The organism is Streptococcus mitis, assembly GCF_946188375.1.
Lineage (GTDB): Bacteria > Bacillota > Bacilli > Lactobacillales > Streptococcaceae > Streptococcus > Streptococcus mitis_CX.
Window position 1 is genome coordinate 97,164 of the sequence record NZ_CAMHUS010000004.1, and the last position, 19,394, is coordinate 116,557.

Genomic DNA, 19,394 nt, shown 5'->3' on the forward strand with positions numbered 1-19,394 from the left:
CTATTCCTCTTTCTTTAGGTCCAAGCGCATAGCGACTTCGTTATTTTCTTCTATAAATCCTGTTTCCTGAAAACCCAAACTAGTCAACAGGTGCTTCATTTTTTCATTTCCAACCACATAATCTGCGATAATATGATTGCAAGTGCTATCCATCTGAGCCTTTTTGATCAGAACTTCCACAGCTTTTCGTCCATAACCTCTTCCTTGGTACTGTTGGCCAATCATTATCCGCCAGATAAAGTATTCCGCTTCATCCTTGTCTATTTCCAGCAGGAGAAAGCCAACCACTTGCTTATCCCAATAGATCGCCATCGGAAACACATCTTCGTTTTTCCGGTAGAGCCATGCATCAGCTAAAGAGCGTACATTTGGAGCCACGAAACGTGCTCGTTTATCAGCTTCAGATATTTTCAAATCCAGCACTGCCTGAAAACTGCTCTCATCTACTAATTTCAGTTCAATCATTTTTTCTCCCAGCAAGATTGCGCAATCAAAACTTGACTTCGATCTTATTTTCGTGCAACTCCCAAGCTATCCAGAACCTCTGGATACAACTTGTACTCTGCCTCATGAATCCGAGTTTCAAAACTTTCAATCGTATCATCAGCCAGCCGTGGCACACGCACTTGTTTGATAACCTTTCCTGTATCCACACCCGAATCCACCCAGTGAATGGTCACACCAGACTGATCCACGTCAGCATTCCAAGCATCCTCAATCCCATGAGCTCCTGGAAATTCTGGCAAGTAGGCTGGATGAATGTTGATAATCCGACCTTCATAAGCTGCTAGTAAAGTAGGCCCAACAATTTTCATGTAGCCTGCTAGACAAACCCAGTCAATCTGGTGCTTTTCCAAGAGTTCGACAAGGGCTGCTTCGTAGTCTGCCTTGTTGTCAAACTCCTTGAGTTCAAAAGCATAGGACAGAACGCCGAGCTTGTCTGCACGTTCGAGCACATAGGCGTCACGATGGTCTGAAAAGACAAACTCTACTGGAAATTGTTCCGCTATCACCTGAAAATTTGAGCCATTACCAGAGGCAAAAACCGCTATTTTTTTCATTTGATGATGACACTTTCGTTTTCTTTCTTGACGATACGACCAATTTCATAGACTGGTTCATCCAACAATTCCTTGACACGACTTACATTTTCAGGGCTAACTGCCAGCATAAGCCCCACACCCATATTGAAGATTTCAAACATTTCCTCATGTTTGATCTGACCGTATTTTTCAAGGGCTTTGAAAATTGGAAGCACGGGAACCTTGTCTTCTTCAATCTCAGCAGCCAAGTCAGCTGCAAACATACGAGGGACATTTTCGATAAAGCCACCACCAGTGATGTGGGCAATACCGTTGACTAACTCTTCCTTGATGAGTGGCAAAACAGCCTTGACATAGATACGAGTCGGCTCAAGAAGAACTTCCTTGAGTTGCTTGCCTTCCAATTCTGGCAAGACTTCCTCACCTGTGTAGTCGGTAAAAACACGACGCACGAGTGAGAAACCATTTGAGTGAATACCACTCGAAGCAAGCCCGAGAAGGACATCACCTTCAGCTACTTTTGAACCGTCTATGATTTGAGATTTTTCAGCTACGCCGACTGCAAAACCAGCCAAGTCGTAGTCATCTTCACCATACATACCAGGCATTTCAGCTGTTTCCCCACCGATGAGGGCAGCGCCTGCCTGCACACAACCTTCTGCCACACCAGCAACCACTTGTTCTAGCTTAGCTGGTTCATTCTTGCCAGTTGCGACGTAGTCAAGGAAATAGAGGGGCTCTGCACCTGCAGCGATGATATCATTGACACACATGGCTACACAGTCCTGACCGATGGTATCGTGCTTGTCGTACTTAATAGCCAGCATGAGCTTAGTTCCGACACCATCAGTCCCTGAAATCAAGACAGGTTCTTTGACACCTGTTTTTGAAAGGTCAAACATACCACCGAAACCACCAAGAGCTCCCATAACACCTGCGCGCTCCGTACGAGCCACGTGCTTTTTGATTCGTTCAACAACTTCATAACCCGCTTCAACATCCACACCAGATCGAGCATAAGCATTTTTATTTGCCATTTTATTTTTCCTTTTCTTTGAGAAGATTGCGACGTATTTTTAGATAAACAATTATTTTATCTAAAAATACTAGTCAGGGCTCTAGCTTTGATCCTATAGGACAAAGCGTCTACTGACAAATGCTTTAGCTTTTAGTCAGTAGTGAGACGTGAAGTATAAGCATTCTTATTTGTCATTTTTATATTCCTTTTCTTTAACGGAAAATCTGTCATCTATTTGTAAAAACTGGTCTTTTCTTCCAAACTTCGACGATAGTCTTCTTCATAATCGTAGAGAGGTGTTGGGTAGTCACCGTCAAAGTAAGCGACACAGAGACCACCATTTGGCGCATCTGTTTCAATACCAATTGAATCAATCAACCCCTCAACAGAAAGATAAGTCAGACTGTCCGCACCAATGATTTGGCGAGTTTCTTCGACCGTATGATTAGCTGCAATCAGCTCCTGACGGGTCTGGATATCAATCCCGTAGAAGCATGGATAAGCTAGCGCTGGACTGCCAATAGCAACGTGAACCTCAGTTGCACCCGCTTCTTTCAAGAGCTGAACGATACGACGAGAGGTTGTTCCGCGTACAATAGAGTCATCAACCATAACCACACGCTTGCCTTTTACAACACCAGAAACAGCAGATAGTTTCATCCGCACCCCTTGCTCCCGCAATTCTTGAGTTGGTTGGATAAAGGTGCGTTGGGTGTATTGGTTCTTGATGAGGCCCATTTCATTTGGTAAACCTGATTCTTCCGCAAATCCCATAGCCGCGCTGAGGGAAGAATTGGGCACACCGACCACAATATCTGCCTCGTGCTTGAATTCACGCGCCAATTGAGCACCCATACGTTTGCGAGCCGTATGGACATTGACACCATGAATGTTAGAATCAGGGCGGGCAAAATAGATATACTCCATAGAACAGATTGCTAACTGAGTATCATCTGTATAGCTATCATACTGGATGCCCTTGTCATCAATAATCACAATCTCACCTGGCTTCAAATCACGAATCCATTCAGCACCAATAACCTCAAAAGCACAGGTTTCAGATGAAACAACCACCGCTCCGTTGGCCATTTTCCCGATAGAAAGCGGACGGAAACCATTGGGGTCAAGAGCAGCAATTAACTTATCCTCAAACAGCAAGATATAGGCAAAGCCACCTTTAACTAGACTGAGCGCCTCCTTGATTTTTCCCATTAAGTTCGGATTGTGGCTGCGACGAATGAGGTGAGCCAAGATTTCCGAGTCCGAAGTCGCGCTGAAAATCGCTCCTCTTTGTTCCAGTTCTTTCTTGAGAGAGGCTGCATTGGTCAGATTTCCATTATGAGCCAATCCAAACTGCATATCGTGAAAACGGAAGAGGAAGGGCTGGATGTTATCTACAGAAGCTTCGCCAGCAGTCGCATAACGCACATGCCCAATCGCACCAGTTCCTGTCAATTTATCTAAGTTAGCAGGATTTCTGAAGACTTCTGATAGAAGGCCCATATCGCGATGCCGCTTTAGTTTCCCTTGGTCATTGGAGAGGATTCCTGCCCCCTCCTGACCACGGTGCTGAAGACTATGGAGACCAAAATAGGTCAATTTAGCAGCATCTGGATGTCCCCAGATACCGAAAACACCACATTCTTCATTAAGAGATTTTACTTCGTATGTCATTTTATATACCTAATTTTTATTTGTGTAGCACCAAGAGCTAAATCTACATGACTTTTACATTACTGATACTATCTATTAGAAAATCTGCAAGTCTTATTTTCCAGTGAAATATTTAACCGCTGACGCGAACAGGTGCTGGTCTTTATTGCCTGGGATATTTTGGAAAAGACCGTCTTCATAACGTTCTGAGTGTCCCATTTTACCGATGATTTGTCCGTTCTTGCTAGTAATTCCCTCTATAGCATTTACAGAACCATTTGGATTGTACTTAGAATCCATACTTGGTTTGCCTTCGAAGTCCACGTATTGGCTAAAGATTTGTCCATTGTCACGGAGTTCAGCGAATTCCTCAGCCGTCACGACAAATTTCCCTTCACCGTGCGAAACAGGAATGGCGTGGATATCACCCACTTGCACACCAGCCAACCATGGTGAGTTAATGTTGGCAATACGGGTTTCCACCATCTTGGCCACGTGTTGGTTGGCATCATTGTAGAAGAGGGTTGGACTAGTACTGCTAGCATCTTCAAAGTTTCCGTATGGAAGAAGACCTGATTTGACCAAGGCCTGGAATCCATTACAGATACCAATAATCAAGCCACCACGGGCGATAAAGCTATCAATAGCTGCACGCACTTTTTCATTGAGCAGGATGTTGACGATAAACTTGGCTGATCCATCTGGTTCGTCCGCAGCTGAGAATCCACCTGCAAAGAAGAGGATGTTAGCCTTGCCGATATTGTCAACCATAGTTTCAACTGACTTGACAATGGCTTCTTCATTCAAGGTCACAAATGGCACCAAGTTAACCTCTGCACCTTCTTTTTCGAATGCCTTGGCTGAATCATATTCTGAGTTGGTGCCTGGGAAGACTGGAATGTAAACTACAGGTTTTTCAACTGTTTCTTTAGCTTGGATGATTACGTCAGAAGCGACAGCTGGAACTTCTTCCAGCTCTTTCGCTTGGGCAAACTCTGTTGGGTAAACTTCTTCCAGTTTTCCTTGGAAGGCACTGTCAAGTTTGTGTCCATCTAGCTTCACACCGTTGACAAGGAGTGTAAAGTCTGCTTTCGTTTGACCGATTCTCTCTACTCCAGCAATTTCTTCAGGAGATGTAAAGACAAATCCACCCAATTGAGCTGTCAAAGCCGTTTCAAGTTCAGGCAAGGTTACTTCTGCACCGATATGATTTCCAAAAGTAGCAAGTGCCAAACTTTCAACCACACCACCATATTTGACAGCTGATGCAGAAATCACTTTGTGACCAGCTTGGATGTCTTCAAACTGAGCAAAGTTAGACTTAATCAAGTCAAAATCAATTTCTGCAGAGAGGGCTTGACCTGGGATGTAGTAGATATTTTCACCAGCAGTTTTGAACTCTGGAGAGAGGACCTTACGGCTATCTGCCGTCGTCACCCCAAAAGCGACCAAGGTTGGTGGCACTGTCAATTCTTCAAAAGTACCAGACATAGAGTCCTTACCACCGATAGATGGCAAACCAAGCTGAATTTGTGCCTCGATAGAGCCTAGGAGAGCTGCTACTGGCTGACCAAAACGCTCAGCTTGTTTGTCCATGCGCTCGAAGTACTCTTGGTAAGAGAAGCGAGCCTTAGACCAGTTGGCACCAGCAGCAACCAAACGAGCAGTTGCTTCGATCACCGCATAGGCAGCACCGTGGTATGGAGACCATTCAGCTACATATGGGTTGAATCCTTGAGCCATGACTGACGCAGTATGAGTCACACCGTGTTGAACTGGCAATTTCTGCACAGATGCCTCAGTTGGTGTGAGTTGGTAACGACCACCAAGTGGGTGATTAACCGTTGAGCGTCCAACAGAGCAGTCAAAGATAGTCTGTAATCCTTTTTGACTCGCATGGTTGAGGTCAGATAGAACCGTAAGGGTATCTGCTTCAAGTGTGTCAGCAGATGTTTGACGTTCTTCTGGGAGTGTGACATCCTTGTCCACAACTTTGGCATCGACGACCACGCGCACACCATTGGTATCAAGGAAACGACGCTCCAAGTCGACAATGGTTTCACCATTCCAGTGCATGACTAGATTTGGTTTTTCCGTCACTGTCGCAACCACAACAGCATCAATATTTTCTTTGTTACATTCAGCAACGAAGGCATCTACATCCTCAGGACGAACCACGACTGCCATCCGTTCTTGAGATTCAGAGATGGCAATTTCGGCACCATTCAAGCCCTGGTATTTAAGAGGCACCTTGTTGAGGTGGATTTCAAGACCGTCTGCCAATTCACCGATGGCTACACAGACACCACCAGCACCAAAGTCGTTGGATTTCTTGATGAGACGAGTCACATCGCCATTACGGAAGAGGCGCTGAATCTTACGTTCTTCGATAGCATTCCCTTTTTGAACTTCAGCTCCAGCAGTTTCCACGGACTCAACTGTTTGAACCTTAGAAGAACCTGTCGCACCACCGACACCATCACGTCCAGTCTTACCTCCAAGGAGAATAATCACATCTCCCGCTTCCGGTTTTTCACGGACAACATTGCCCTTAGGAGCCGCACCAACAACGGCACCAAGTTCCATACGTTTAGCTACAAAGCCTGGGTGGAAATACTCACGAACGTAGGTCGTCGCAAGCCCAATTTGGTTACCGTATGAAGAATAACCATGAGCCGCTGTCTTAGAAATGACCTGTTGTGGCAATTTCCCAGCGCGAGTTTCTGAAATCGGTGCTGTAATATCACCAGCACCTGAGATCCGCATGGCTTGGTAAACATATGAGCGACCTGACAATGGGTCACGAATGGCTCCACCGATACAGGTAGCAGCCCCACCAAATGGCTCAATTTCCGTTGGGTGGTTGTGAGTTTCATTCTTGAACATGAGGAGCCATGGCTCTTTCACACCATCAATATCCACTTCGATTTCTACTGAGCAAGCATTGATTTCGTCTGACACTTCCATATCATCCAAACGTCCATTAGCACGCTCATAACGACCGAAAATAGTCGCCATATCCATCAAGGTTTGAGGTTTTTCAGAACGCCCCAACTCATCACGCATGGCAATATACTTGTCATAGGTTGACTGCAATTGCTTTTGAAATTTAGAAGCTGAAAAGTCGATGTGTTTCAACTCTGTCTCAAAAGTTGTGTGACGGCAGTGGTCAGACCAGTAAGTATCCAAAACCTTGAGCTCTGTCTCAGTTGGCACGCGCCCGATTGACTTGAAATATTCTTGGATAAAGAGCAAATCATCCACTTCCATGGCCATCCCTTGCTCAGCCTTGTAGCGAGCAAAGTCTTCTGCTGTATAGCTTTCAAAGAAAGTCAATTTTGGAATGGTCTTGTCTGACTCTGAAAATTCCTGCTTGGCAATCCCTGTCGTGATGTCCTTGAAACGAGAATCAACTGGGTTGAGCAGATAGTTCTTGACCGCCTCTAACTCCGTCGCATCAATATCTTTATTGACCAAATAAAGTTGAGCAGTATTAACCGTTACATCACTCGAACTTCCTAGTAAAAGCAAGGCTTCCTGTGAAGATGCTGCACGCTGGTCAAATTGACCTGGCAGGCTTTCAATGGCAAAGAAAGCATAGTTAGCAAGATCCGCCTGTACAGCAGCTTCATCCAAGACATGGTCTGTCACCTGCTCAGAGAAGATGTGTTTCTCTGCAGGTGCAAACAGGTCCTCTGCCAAGTCAAATACATCATACACTTGCACGATGCGAATACTTTTCAAGCTTGAAAGTCCCAAGTTGTGCTGGAGTTCTCTCACCAAACTCTCTGACTTGACCTGAAAATCAGCCTTTTTTTCAACAAAAATACGTTTATCCATCAATCCTTATTCCTTTATTTCAGCTTTTACAATGTTCCAACGACCTTGAGGTTGTTATTTCAAACCCTGCAACTTTTCCCAGACAATCTCGTAAACATCTGTTAGTTCTCCCAATCCCCTACGGAGTGAAAAGGTCTGGGGGACCTTTTCAGCCTGAGTCCTTTTAGTTGAGAGACGAAGGTTTTCCGTTGCAAACAGATTATTTCAAACCTTGCAGCTTCTCCCAAACAACTTCATAAACATCGGTTAATTCACCTAGTCCCCTACGGAAAACATCCTTATCCATGTGGTTACCATCCGCATCCCACAAACGACAGTTGTCTGGTGAAAATTCATCTGCTAAGATAATCTTGCCATCCTTATCAAAACCGAACTCTAGCTTAAAGTCAATCAACTTAAGCCCAATCTCAGCAAACCAGCCTTTCAAAAGTTCATTGATACGACGGGTTTCTTCCTTCAAGTAGGCGATTTGCTGATCATCCGCAATCTTTAGGAATTTCACATGCTCGTCATTGATAAATGGATCATCCAAATCATCATTTTTGTAGTAAAATTCGACAATCGGAGTCTCAAATACGATACCTTCGTCTACACCAAAACGTTTTGAAAAGGAACCAGCTGTATAGTTGCGGAGCACGACTTCCAAAGGAATAATCTTAACCTTTTTATTGAGTTGTTCCGTATCTGAAAGCTTCTCCAAAAAGTGAGTCGCCACACCAGCCGCATTTAATTTCTCAAAAATAAAAGATGAAATCTGATTATTCAACACTCCCTTACCTGCAATCTGCTCCTTCTTGACACCATTGAAAGCAGTCGCCTGGTCCTTGTAAGTTGAAATAATAAGATTTTCATCCTCAGTTGTATAGATATCTTTAGCTTTTCCCGAATAGATCAATTGTTTTGACATTTTAAAGTTCGCCTTTCGTATTACTTGAGCACATTCTACCACAAAAAACATAAAATTACAAGAATTCAACCGAATAAATAACAGTTGAATTTCAAAAATCATAAAGAAAAAACTGCAAGAAAAATCTTTCTCACAGTTTAAAAATTATTTAACTCTAAAAACACGAACATTACTCTTTGTTCAAAAATTGATCCAAATAATAACGTAGGTAACTTTTCTTGCCTGTAATCATCTGCAGGCGACCTTCCACCCCGTACCGAAGTTTTTCAGCCTGCTCCGAAGTTAGATTAGTCTCCGCCTCAATTTTAAAGAAATTCCCTTTTTCAGTCTTGGTCGCTGTCGCATCGATACTTGTAATAGTAGAATCTAGGAAAAGTTGATTCTTGGCATCATGAGTTGTCGTATAACGTACAGAATCACCGACCTTGATCCTTGCTACATCTTTTGAACTAAGATAAGCTGTGAGTTTGGCCTTCCCTTCTTTTTCCAAGGACGGATAGAGTTGGGCTAGCAGGATCCCCTCTGCAACCATGGTAGAATCACTGGTCTCAGGATTAAGGTGAAGCACCCCATCCTCACTAGCCGTAATTTTCCCCTTGTCTAAAAGATTTCCCTGTACCTTCTTACCTGACTCTGCCTCCAAGATTTTCTGGGCTAGTAGGGTCAATTCCTGACCAACCTTAGACAAATGTTGGGATTTAAGGGACTCTAATTGACTGCTTAAGCCTGACGCGTAGGCTTGTTGGGCACCCGAACCTGCATACTGAACACGGTAAGTAGCAAGACTAGATTCTAACTGAGAAAGCTGTGCTTCTACCTGCGAAATTGCCTGAGCCTTAGCTTGCTGATTTTCCTCGCCCTGAGACTTGTAGGACTGGTAGAGAGAGTAGGCTAGATTCTGACTGGCCAAGGAAGTACCTGTTTCAATAGCTGACTTAGCTGTCTGGTAATCGCGAATTTTAGCCTCTGTTTGGCTGATGAGGTTCCCGATTTCGACTTGGGTTTGGCTAGTTGCTGCATTCTGGGACGCGATGGTCTCATTTTGTTGCGATGTACTAGCCCTAAGACTAGCCGCTTGGCTGAGGTAGTCGCGAAAGGTGGCTTGATAGCCAAATTTATCCTCCTCTGGAAAGTGATTCTCCCCTTCTTGCAGGCTCTTCTGCAAATACTCCAATTGCTTTTTTTGATCCTTAAGCATGTCCAACTGACTAGCATAGGCCTCCGCTTGGACACCCTCTGCCCCTTCTTGATATTGAACTAACAGTTCTCCCTTTTTTACCAGCTTATTTTCTTCCAAATGATTAACAAGAATACGATTGTTGCTAGTTGACTGGATATTTGCAAGGATTCGACTAGGCTCGACAGTAGCTCTAGTAGACAAACTCATCTCCTTCTCTGCAAATATTGCAAAGCCAAGTAAAAACACAAGCAGAAGGGACATGGGGACAATCACCCGACTGGAAAAATTATGGTAACGACGATTATAAAACTCCGCACTTTCTAAAAATTCTGGTTTCATCCTCTCCTCTTTCTAGCTATTCACCAAATGGGCGTAAAAGCCACCCTGTGCAAGTAAATCAGCATGATTTCCTTCTTCAACAATCTTGCCCTGATCCAAGACAACAACCTTCTCTGTCCGCTCAGCAATGGTCAAGCGGTGAGCAATGAAAATCAAGGTCTTGTCTAAAGCCATGAGATTATCGACAATTCGCTTCTCAGTCAAGATATCCAGACTGCTAGTTGCCTCATCCAAAATCAAGACAGGCGCATCTGTCAAGAGAGCACGCGCCAGAGCGATTCTCTGACGTTGACCACCTGAGATTCCTGCCCCATCCGAAGTCAACTCTGTCTGGTAATTCAGTGGCATGCGCTCAATATCCTCCCGAATCTCTGCCAATTCAACCGCCCGTAAGATATCCTCTTGAGTCGTCCCTTCCTTGGCTCCAAGGAGAAGATTCTCCAAAATCGTCCCGTTAAAGACATAGGGTTGTTGAGGCAGATAGTTGATATACTGGCGCAGGGCTTTTTTATCAATCTGATTGAGATTGACACCACCCAGACTAATCTCTCCCTGACTTGGGTCGTAAAAATTAACCATCATCTTAGCCAAGGTCGTCTTACCTGACCCCGAAATCCCCACAAAAGCCACCTTAGAACCCTGCGGAATAGTCAAATTGATATCCGACAAGACGTCTCGACCATAGCCATACTTGTAGGAAACCTGCTTGAAGGTCATATCTCCCTTCATCAAGCTCAGATCCTCAACTGTTTTCTTCTCCTCAAACTCAGAAGCTACCAGATAAACCTCATTTAGACGGTTATTGGCAACCTGCGCTGTCTGAAGTTTGGTTTGCAGGTTGATGATATTTTCCAAAGGATTGGTAAAGTAAACCAGCAAGGTATTATAGGTAATCAACTGTCCCAAACTCATCTTGCCATCCATGACCAGAACAGCCCCCATCCAGAGAATGCCGACATTGAGCAAGAGATGGGCAACTTTTTTCAGAGCCTTTTGCTGACTCTCTGCCCGACTATAGGTAAAGGATTTCTTCAGATAATCCACAAATTCCTTGTCAATCTTTTGATAACGTGAACTTTCACTAGTCAAGGACTTGATAGTCTCAATACCGTTGATGTCCTCAATGATAGAAGAAGATAAAACCGCATTGGCTTCCATGGTATCCCGATTCATCTTTTCAAACGGCTTCATAAAGGCAAAGATAATCACTGTGTAGATAGGAAGCGCCAATAAGGTCATGAAAAAGAGATTGGTATTCTGTGAAAATAAAACAAGGGAAATAATGATAACCGTTGACACATCTAGGAAAATCGAAAGAATAGTCGAAGCCAGTGCATCGATGATACTGTTAGCATCTGTAAAACGAGAAACAATTTCCCCTGTCCTGCGTGTCGCAAAAAAGGACATCGGCAGGTGAAAAACATGCTTGATATAGGATAAAATCACATCAATGGACAAACGTTGCCCAAAAACAAGTAAGAGATACTCCTGAGCGTAAGACAAGATCTGCTGGAGAATATAGACGATAACCAGCCCAATAGAAATAATTCCCAGCGTCGAACGCATCTGATCTGGCACATAGGTATCAATGATAGACTGCAGATAATAAGAACCCACAATGTTAATCAAGGTTACCAAGAGTGTCGCCAAAACGATATTGGTAATCAAGCCACGCTGCTTCACCAATATAGGGATAAAAGAGAGCAGGCCATTTTTTTGATCCTTATGAGGCTTGTAGTCTGGACTAGGTGCCATAAAAAGCGTCACTCCTGTCCATTCTTCCGCAAAACGCTCACGTGGCAGTTTGGTCAATTTCACCCCAGGATCTGGATCGGCAATATGAATGTTGTCCCTGTCCTGCCCAGTCACCACATAGTAGTGGAGCAATTTCCCTTCCTTAAGCACATGAGCAACAAAAGGAAAGGTCAAATCTGGCAAGTCAAAGAGCGTCATATCCGCCTTAATGGCCCGCGTCTCAAAGCCAATCTCCTCTGCCACCTTGACCAAGCCCAAAGCCGTTGTCCCATCCATGGTTGTCTTGGCCAATTCTCGTAAGTGAGCCAAAGAATAGTAACTACCATAGTAGCCAAAAATCATGGCTAATGAAGCTACACCGCAATCCATCTGATCTACCTGCGGACGATAGTGACGTTTCCCAAATTTCATATTCATCTCCTTTTCCTAAACTCATCTGATAACAACTATCTTACCCCAATTCCCAAACAAAAACTGGACTTCCTCCCCAAATGCGCCTATCTCCCTCCCAAATGCACTTTTGGGATAAAAAAATAGGCAGAACAAACGTCATGCCTACTAAAAATATGCTATTGAAAGGAAATTGATTTTTTACTGACACCCTAGGCAAGCTTGGAACAAATAAATCATTGATGGTAACATTGTGACATCCTATTTATTACTTCAATTTCTAATGTCCCTGCTATTTCTAAGCCACCTCTGGTATGATCTATTCCTAGTCAGAATAGATAACACCGTTCTAAATTACGATTCATAGTTACTCCTTTTAAACTCCAATGTGATGCATTCTGAGATTATACTCTAGGCATTTTCGGAGCAGACTAACAAGTCATTCTTAACTGCTCACCCTACTTGCTTTTTATTGACCTTATATTCTAGATAAAAGAGCCCAAATAAAACAGGGTATGGATAAAATAGGGTATTAATCGGATTTTTCAACATCAAATACGTTACGTTGTAGATTATGAGCGATACGATAAAATAACCCTCAGCAAAACCTAATAAAAATGTTTTCATGCTAGACTCCTATTTACCTGACAAGAATAGCGGAAAAACGCTACCATTCTCATGCACAAAATCCTTTAGATTCATGTTCTTCATTTATAATTTTGATTATTTTTTGACAAATCTTTGCGAAAAATACCAAAATATCCTGCGAAAAGCAAACCAACCAAAGTCCATTGCCAATTAAAGGATACTAACGAACCTGTACGAATCACATGAAGCGCGAGATTAAGAGTTATTCCCAATAAAGGAAATATAGTGGCTAGTTTAGGTAACAATGTATTAAGATTCAGATTGCGGTTATTCATTATCTAACGCCCACGACGAGCCAAATCTGAACCAAATGTGTAACCAGCCCCAAATGCGCCAAATGCAATAGCACTTAGGCCAAATATAATCGAAATAGGTTCAATTCCTCCTTCAATTACTTGCAAATCTTTCTCATCAACTACTTGAAATTTATCCATTCTTTTCTCCTTTACTTCTATATAATAAAATGAATACCATTAAAAATAATGAAATTGTTGGTATATTAAAATCATCAAACCATGTAGGTAAGGGTAGCTTATTCACATCAGCTACCAACCTGATAATTGTATAAGATATTGAACTAAGTAATACCATAAGCTCAGGCCAAATCTTCAGCATTAATTTAACAAATCTCATATATAAATCCAAAATTATGGTCGATTAGCATAATATCCTGCAGCTATGCCGGCACCTGCTGAAGCTGTAGCAAGCGCAGCTACACCTCCAATTAATTTCCAACTAATAACTACACCACCAATAATAATTGGTGCAATCCCCCCATCCACATCCATCAACTCTTCTTCTGTAAGAGCTACAAAGTTCTGTTCCATTTTGTCAAAATTTGTCATCTTTTTCTCCTCTTGTTCTATTTTTTCTAAATCTTATCCTCTAAAAAATGGAGTTCCAATAAATACACTACGTAACAATAAACCTGTAATTAAACCCCGTTGATAACTTTCCTTGCTACCACCCACCAGCAAAGCTAAGTCGCTTTCCTTTAATACTTCAATAGTACACTTATCATTCATTTCATTCATCGCTTATCCCCTAAAAACCTAAACCTCTACGAAATCCAACGTACCAATCTGCAAGTGTCTTCGTCCAATTTTCTCCACCTTGAATATCGGTCAATTCTTCCGAAGTCAGCTCAACAAATCCATAATAATGTTCTTTCATTATTTTATTCCTTTCTTTTTTCCCTCTCACTTATCTATTCGAAAAACAATCCGAAAATGAACAACTAAATTAAATTTTATTTAAAAAATAATTTAAAAAACCACGGATACAAGATTGGTAGATACATGAACTAGGCTCCTTTCTTTTTCCTCTCACTTATTTATTCGAAAAAAATTTCGAAAATGTACAACTAAATTAAAGTCTATTTAAAAAATAATTTAATAAACCATGGATAGAAAATCGGTAGATACATAAACTATGCTCCTTTCTTTTTCCTCTTACTTATCTATTCGAAAAAAATTTCGAAAATGAACAACTAAATTAAATTTTATTTAAAAAATAATTTAATGAACCACGGATACAAGATTGGTAGATACATAAACCAAACTCCTTTCTGTTTCCTCTTACTTATCTATTCGAAAAAGAATTCAAAAAAATAAGAATATCAGAAAATTTTCCGACATTCTTATTGATAAATTCATTCAAATCTAACAGATATTAGACATTGAGGTGTTTTTTGAGTGTTCTTCTGGCTGTTCGTGATACGGGGAAATGCAAGCCTTCTAACAGGGTCACTTCTGTCGCAGTCATCTCTTCAATGGCCTGTAAACTAACTAACGTATTGCGATTGGCATAGACAAAGTAATCTTTTTCAGCCTTGGCAGCGATATCCTTGAGACTGCCGTAAATGGTCTTAATAGAATGATTGGCATAATAGACCTTGATACGGTGGGATTCCACTGAGGTTTCAAAGGCTAAAATCTCATGGTAGGGCAGAGTAAAGCCCCGTCTCCCCTCAAAACTATAGGTAAAGAGACGCATATTTTCCCTCTTATCCACTGCCAGTACATAGTCCAGACAGCGCTCCAGCTGATGACGGTAATCCTCCTCAGGCTGATCCTTGGAAATAAAATCCAAGGCAGACAAGTGGTAGCGAAAAGCTAGAGGTAAGGCCTCCGAGTGCGTGGACACAAAGACAATGCTTGTAAAAGGATCCCGCTCCCGAACCTGTTGAGCAACCTGAAAGCCCCGTTCACGCTCTCCATCAATCTCTAAATCCAATAAATAGAGTTGGTAATGGTCAAAATACTGAGAATACTTTTCAACATCTCCATAGTTTTTGGCAATATCAATTTCTAATCTTAAATTGCGAGAGCGACCAATATCTAGTAAAGTCTGCTCTATCCGTCCTTGCTGGACTCTATCATCTTCTAAAACTAAAATTCTCATTCCTCTCCCCCTCGTTTCTCATCCTTAAATGGCAATTCTAAATCTTGTCTAAAGGTCGTTTCTCCTAGCTGGGTATCTAAGTTCAAATCATAATGAAAAACCATATCCTCCAAGGTCGCTAAGCCCAGTCCACTGTGGCTTTCCTTGGTCGAGTAACCCTTTTGACTGAGAATGCTGGGGTTCAGTTCTTCTTTCTTACGAGTGTTTTCAATGATAAAACGAACACTCCTATCACCTGCCAACAAAGCAACCCAAATCTGCGGATTTTCAGCCTCACTGGTTGCCTCCAAGGCATTTTTAGTAAGAATAGATAGGATACGGATAGCCTCCAACATCGGCAATGCCAGCTCTTCAACAACCCCCACTGTCTCCAAACTAAAATGAATCCCCTGCTTATCTGCCACAATCATGACTTTGGCCAAGGTATTACGAATGGCTATGTCATGGATATTGTGAAGATTAAAGGCTGTGTAGTCCGCCTTCCTCAGCTTTTCATTGGTCTTTAGAAAAACATCTTGATAAATGGTAGACACCTCAGCCATATCTTGATTCGCTATGGCAGGCTCCATGCTAGCGACAATTCCTGCAAAATCATGACGGAAACCTCGAACTTCGTCATAGAGATGACCCAACTTATCCACCATTCCTTGCAAGGAACGATTTTCATCTTCCTGTCTCTGAATGGTCTGCTCATCACGATAAACCTGCTCCAAATGCTTAATGTAAAAGAGCCAAGAGAAAAAGAGAATGAAAATCAGAAGGGAAATGGTCGTGTCAAAACGAACGTAGAAAGGATTACATCCCCCAGACATGATGGATGAAAACAGTCTGAAACCAAACAATAAGGATAAAATCCACATACTTTTCATCACTAACGATCGAAATTTATCTAAAAATAATATATTGAAATCAATTCCCCATCGTCTTAAAATGACAACAGACAAAAACAACGAAATCAAACTAAATACAGAATTAAATCCACTATGCAAAAAATCAGATAGTTCAGAGTAGTCAAATATCAATCGTATTATAAATGTCAAAACCAAATATCGAATACTTTGATAAAACACAAATAGATAAAGTGCAAGAAAGAGAGCTTCCTTCTTCTTTTTCTTTAACACAATCCAAAATATTATATAAAAGAATAATAAATTGGCAACATGCGAGAAACTCGGAAAAACGAAGGTAGCAAATAGCTTAAAAACTACCAAAAGAAATATAGAACGTTTGTCATAAAATGCTTTAGAGAGTTGACTACCTAGATAAATCGGAGGAGCTAGTATATTGATTAAAATCAATATGAAACATAAAAATTCAAGAAATATAATCATAAATCTGTTTAGTTAACACATTTTAATCAAAATACTATCTTGGCTCTGGGCGTAGATGTAGCCAATGGTAAATATCTTCAAAAATCCCTCCACCATTCACTTCCTTCAATACCTCTGGGGTTAACTCTTCAAATTGTTCCAATTCTACAAATGTATTTTTCATTTCCATGACAGACTCCTTTTTATTATTTTATAGATAACTCTATTCCCTGCTCCATCTACAAAAGGCTTTAGCTTCCTTTTAAAATACAAGAAATCTAAAGCCTCCTGAAAATGGTATATTGGTTAGAGTGTTAACAATTAGTTGTGAAGATGTTATTTTTATTTAACCACGACCACTTTATAATATTCGTTTGAGTGTGGAGATTCAATCTTAATTTTTTCACCATATAAACCATCAATTTCTTTATCAAGATAATCTGAAACTCCTGATGGCAAGCGTTTCATCTTAAGAATCTCACCAGATTGATCCGCATAGGCTAGAATGTGATGATGAGTAGTGGTTGCTCCATCATCAATTAATACAAAGTAACCTGTTTTGAGCTTACCTTTCTCATTTTCTAAATAGTATAGTTTATTGTTATTGATTGTAAAGTTGGTAGCTCCAAGACGAAGTCGTGCACCTGGATTTTCTAAATAGACATCATTGCCAACTTTTTTAATCTCTGAATAGGTTGTCATTGCTGGGATATTAACCACACGATGTCCATTTTCATCAAAGTAGTAGCGATTTGGTAAGTTTTGGAAGTTCTGTACAACTGCCTTAGGATCAATATCTTGTCCTTCTTCTTTATTATCCACTAAAGCTAAGGTTGTATTTGAAACCACATCCCCATATTTATTAGAAAACTTTTTAAACTCTGGCTTGATGTACCAAGCATTTTTTTCAACAATGACTCCATCTTTTCTATGAATAAGATGATAATCATACCCGTCAGATAAAGTAACAATATTTGTGATAATTGTATCATCCGCTTGAGATTGTTCAACCTGACTTGGGAGTTTGGTTAACAGATATCCATCCTTACCAATGACATAACTTTCCCCATCACTGGCTGGAACAGCTCTGTCTGCGACCATAGCACCTGATTTTTCAAAGTAAGACCATTTACCATTTGGAGTCGCCCATCCTGTTGCCATAGCGCCACTGCCTTTGAGGTAATACCATGTAGATCCTTCTTCGTACCAGCCAGTACGCATAGCGCCACTACTTGCTAGTGAGTACCATGTGTTACCTTCCTTGTACCAGCCAGTGCGCATAGCACCACTATCTGCTAGAGAATACCAAGTATTGCCGTCTTTGAGCCAGCCTGTCTGCATTTTACCAGTGCTGTCAAAGTGATACCATGAGCCAGCATTTTGTACCCATTTATCCTTAGCTAGACTGCCATCTTGAGAAAGATTCCAGTCAGCACCATTTTTAACCCAAGTATCTGCAGCCTGTGCTTGATTGATAGACAAAAGTAGACCAGCACCTGCAAGCAGACCAAGAGTGAGTAGTTTAGATTTTTTCATAGCCATTTCCTCCTTTATTGAATAGCTATAGGAGGGTTTCCCCTCTTTATTTAGCTATATTCTAATACTTTTCATAATCAAAGTCAATAATATTGTGAAAGATTAGACAATATTACCAATATCTACGAATTGTATTTTGAGTAATACCGTATTGATCCATATAAGAAACATATTGACCTGGATATGGAGCATGAACTACCTTTCCACCACCAACATAAATACCTACATGGTCATTTGTCTCTTCACTATTATACAAAATCAAATCTCCAGCTTGTTGAGAACCATTACTTACATAACTTCCTCCTGTTGCTTGACCATAGGTCACTCTAGGAATACTAATATCGAACTTAGCATGAATAGCCATCGTAAATCCTGAGCAATCTACGCCACTATTCAAATCTGCCCCACCCCAAACATATGGGATTTTCCCTACAAATGTCTCGGCATATTCACCAAGTGCCTGTCCACGATTTTCTACCCATACACCACTGGCTCTAAAGAAGTATGGTGTACCATTCACACGTTGATAACCAGTGACCATAGCACCACTAGCAGATAAGTAGTAATAATTACCATCAGGTTGAATCCAAGTATTTTCTTTCATCCATCCTTGGTCATCAAAATAGTACCACTTGCCATCTAATTGTTCCCAATTTTTAGCATAACCACCTGAACCGTATTTAAACCACCATTTACCATTGGTTTGCATCCATGTTCCTTTCGGATCACGATATTGATTGAAAGCTTTCTTCTCTTGATTTCCCTCTGCTTGGGTTTCTTTATCTTCAAAACCAATCAATTTTACTTGATCAGCTTCTTCAGCTTTTATCTTGCCTTGATTAACTAATTGAGCAATCGCTTCTTTCTCACTTGCTGATGGGGAATCAGCATAGGCTACCGTAGTATTTGCTAGGAGAACGCCTCCTGCAAGAACTAACAAACTAGAATAAAGATATTTTTTCATCGTGAAAATCCTTTCTTTTTTCTCCTTTTTGGAGATTGATTTTTTCTGACTCTATTATATCCCTTATTTCTCCTCAGATTTCTACTGTCCCTAGAAAGACTAAATCTGTTCCTAAACGGTCACTTGAACCAAAGAAAAATTCCAAAGCAAATGCCTTGGAACTTCTTATCTTTATTTTGCTTGAATGATTTTAACCACATCTCCTACACTTTGGAGTTGGTCAATTTCCTCATCGCTGATTTCGATATTAAATTCATCTTCCAGTGTCAAGATAAACTCCATCAAGTCAACTGAGTCCGCATCCAAATCGTCTTTCAGACTCAAGGATTCTGTCACGACAAAGTCCTCTCCCTGTCGCTCTTGGACAATGGTCACAATACGATCAAAAATTTCTTTTTCTGTCATCTC

19 protein-coding genes and 1 pseudogene are annotated in these 19,394 nt (G+C 41.3%); all 20 read right to left on the minus strand.

Going from position 1 to position 19,394, the window contains the following annotated elements; all coding sequences use genetic code 11:
* Positions 1-465, minus strand: coding sequence for a GNAT family N-acetyltransferase (locus N8M16_RS05555; RefSeq protein ID WP_031237093.1), 465 nt, complete (start codon positions 463-465; stop codon positions 1-3).
* Between the two features lie 44 nt (positions 466-509).
* Positions 510-1,061 (minus strand): phosphoribosylglycinamide formyltransferase, encoded by a 552-nt coding sequence (purN, locus tag N8M16_RS05560; protein WP_049502327.1) that lies wholly within the window; start codon positions 1,059-1,061, stop codon positions 510-512.
* Positions 1,058-2,080, minus strand: coding sequence for a phosphoribosylformylglycinamidine cyclo-ligase (gene purM, locus N8M16_RS05565; RefSeq protein ID WP_261069783.1), 1,023 nt, complete (start codon positions 2,078-2,080; stop codon positions 1,058-1,060). Before purM ends, purN begins: the two co-directional genes overlap by 4 nt.
* A gap of 212 nt (positions 2,081-2,292) precedes the next feature.
* Positions 2,293-3,735: an amidophosphoribosyltransferase gene (gene purF / locus N8M16_RS05570; RefSeq protein ID WP_261069784.1), complete on the minus strand. Its 1,443-nt coding sequence runs from the start codon at positions 3,733-3,735 to the stop codon at positions 2,293-2,295.
* Between the two features lie 93 nt (positions 3,736-3,828).
* On the minus strand, positions 3,829-7,554 hold the full coding sequence (locus tag N8M16_RS05575) for a phosphoribosylformylglycinamidine synthase (protein WP_261069785.1): 3,726 nt from the start codon (positions 7,552-7,554) through the stop codon (positions 3,829-3,831).
* A 54-nt stretch (positions 7,555-7,608) separates the two neighbouring features.
* A pseudogene (locus N8M16_RS10295) lies at positions 7,609-7,677 on the minus strand (phosphoribosylaminoimidazolesuccinocarboxamide synthase); the annotation flags it as partial.
* A 76-nt stretch (positions 7,678-7,753) separates the two neighbouring features.
* Positions 7,754-8,461: a phosphoribosylaminoimidazolesuccinocarboxamide synthase gene (gene purC / locus N8M16_RS05580; RefSeq protein WP_261069786.1), complete on the minus strand. Its 708-nt coding sequence runs from the start codon at positions 8,459-8,461 to the stop codon at positions 7,754-7,756.
* A 169-nt stretch (positions 8,462-8,630) separates the two neighbouring features.
* The gene (comB, locus tag N8M16_RS05585; RefSeq protein ID WP_227326144.1) at positions 8,631-9,980 is read right to left on the minus strand and encodes a competence pheromone export protein ComB; all 1,350 of its coding nucleotides are present in this window, start codon (positions 9,978-9,980) and stop codon (positions 8,631-8,633) included.
* A gap of 12 nt (positions 9,981-9,992) precedes the next feature.
* On the minus strand, positions 9,993-12,146 hold the full coding sequence (gene comA / locus N8M16_RS05590) for a peptide cleavage/export ABC transporter ComA (RefSeq protein ID WP_261069787.1): 2,154 nt from the start codon (positions 12,144-12,146) through the stop codon (positions 9,993-9,995).
* A 686-nt stretch (positions 12,147-12,832) separates the two neighbouring features.
* Entirely contained in the window at positions 12,833-13,048 is a 216-nt protein-coding gene (locus tag N8M16_RS05595; protein ID WP_080673747.1) for a bacteriocin immunity protein, read from the minus strand.
* A gap of 3 nt (positions 13,049-13,051) precedes the next feature.
* Positions 13,052-13,207, minus strand: a complete 156-nt coding sequence (locus N8M16_RS05600; RefSeq protein ID WP_000357248.1) for a smi_0061 family bacteriocin-like peptide — start codon at positions 13,205-13,207, stop codon at positions 13,052-13,054.
* Positions 13,208-13,420: 213 nt separating this feature from the next.
* Positions 13,421-13,618, minus strand: coding sequence for a class IIb bacteriocin, lactobin A/cerein 7B family (locus N8M16_RS05605; protein WP_000180818.1), 198 nt, complete (start codon positions 13,616-13,618; stop codon positions 13,421-13,423).
* Positions 13,619-13,651: 33 nt separating this feature from the next.
* Positions 13,652-13,807, minus strand: coding sequence for a hypothetical protein (locus N8M16_RS05610; protein WP_049499436.1), 156 nt, complete (start codon positions 13,805-13,807; stop codon positions 13,652-13,654).
* A 10-nt stretch (positions 13,808-13,817) separates the two neighbouring features.
* Complete coding sequence (locus N8M16_RS05615; RefSeq protein WP_049499438.1) at positions 13,818-13,946, minus strand: smi_0059.1 family bacteriocin-like peptide; 129 nt, start codon at positions 13,944-13,946, stop codon at positions 13,818-13,820.
* A 498-nt stretch (positions 13,947-14,444) separates the two neighbouring features.
* Positions 14,445-15,176 (minus strand): response regulator transcription factor, encoded by a 732-nt coding sequence (locus N8M16_RS05620; RefSeq protein ID WP_001221869.1) that lies wholly within the window; start codon positions 15,174-15,176, stop codon positions 14,445-14,447.
* Entirely contained in the window at positions 15,173-16,045 is an 873-nt protein-coding gene (locus tag N8M16_RS05625; protein WP_247953589.1) for a GHKL domain-containing protein, read from the minus strand. Before N8M16_RS05625 ends, N8M16_RS05620 begins: the two co-directional genes overlap by 4 nt.
* Before the next feature lie 496 nt (positions 16,046-16,541).
* On the minus strand, positions 16,542-16,676 hold the full coding sequence (locus tag N8M16_RS05630; protein WP_049515851.1) for a ComC/BlpC family leader-containing pheromone/bacteriocin: 135 nt from the start codon (positions 16,674-16,676) through the stop codon (positions 16,542-16,544).
* A 152-nt stretch (positions 16,677-16,828) separates the two neighbouring features.
* Entirely contained in the window at positions 16,829-18,022 is a 1,194-nt protein-coding gene (locus N8M16_RS05635) for an N-acetylmuramoyl-L-alanine amidase family protein (RefSeq protein WP_049515852.1), read from the minus strand.
* A gap of 112 nt (positions 18,023-18,134) precedes the next feature.
* Complete coding sequence (locus N8M16_RS05640) at positions 18,135-18,986, minus strand: C40 family peptidase (RefSeq protein ID WP_023947430.1); 852 nt, start codon at positions 18,984-18,986, stop codon at positions 18,135-18,137.
* A gap of 171 nt (positions 18,987-19,157) precedes the next feature.
* On the minus strand, positions 19,158-19,391 hold the full coding sequence (locus N8M16_RS05645; protein ID WP_261069788.1) for an acyl carrier protein: 234 nt from the start codon (positions 19,389-19,391) through the stop codon (positions 19,158-19,160).
* Positions 19,392-19,394: the final 3 nt, after the last annotated feature.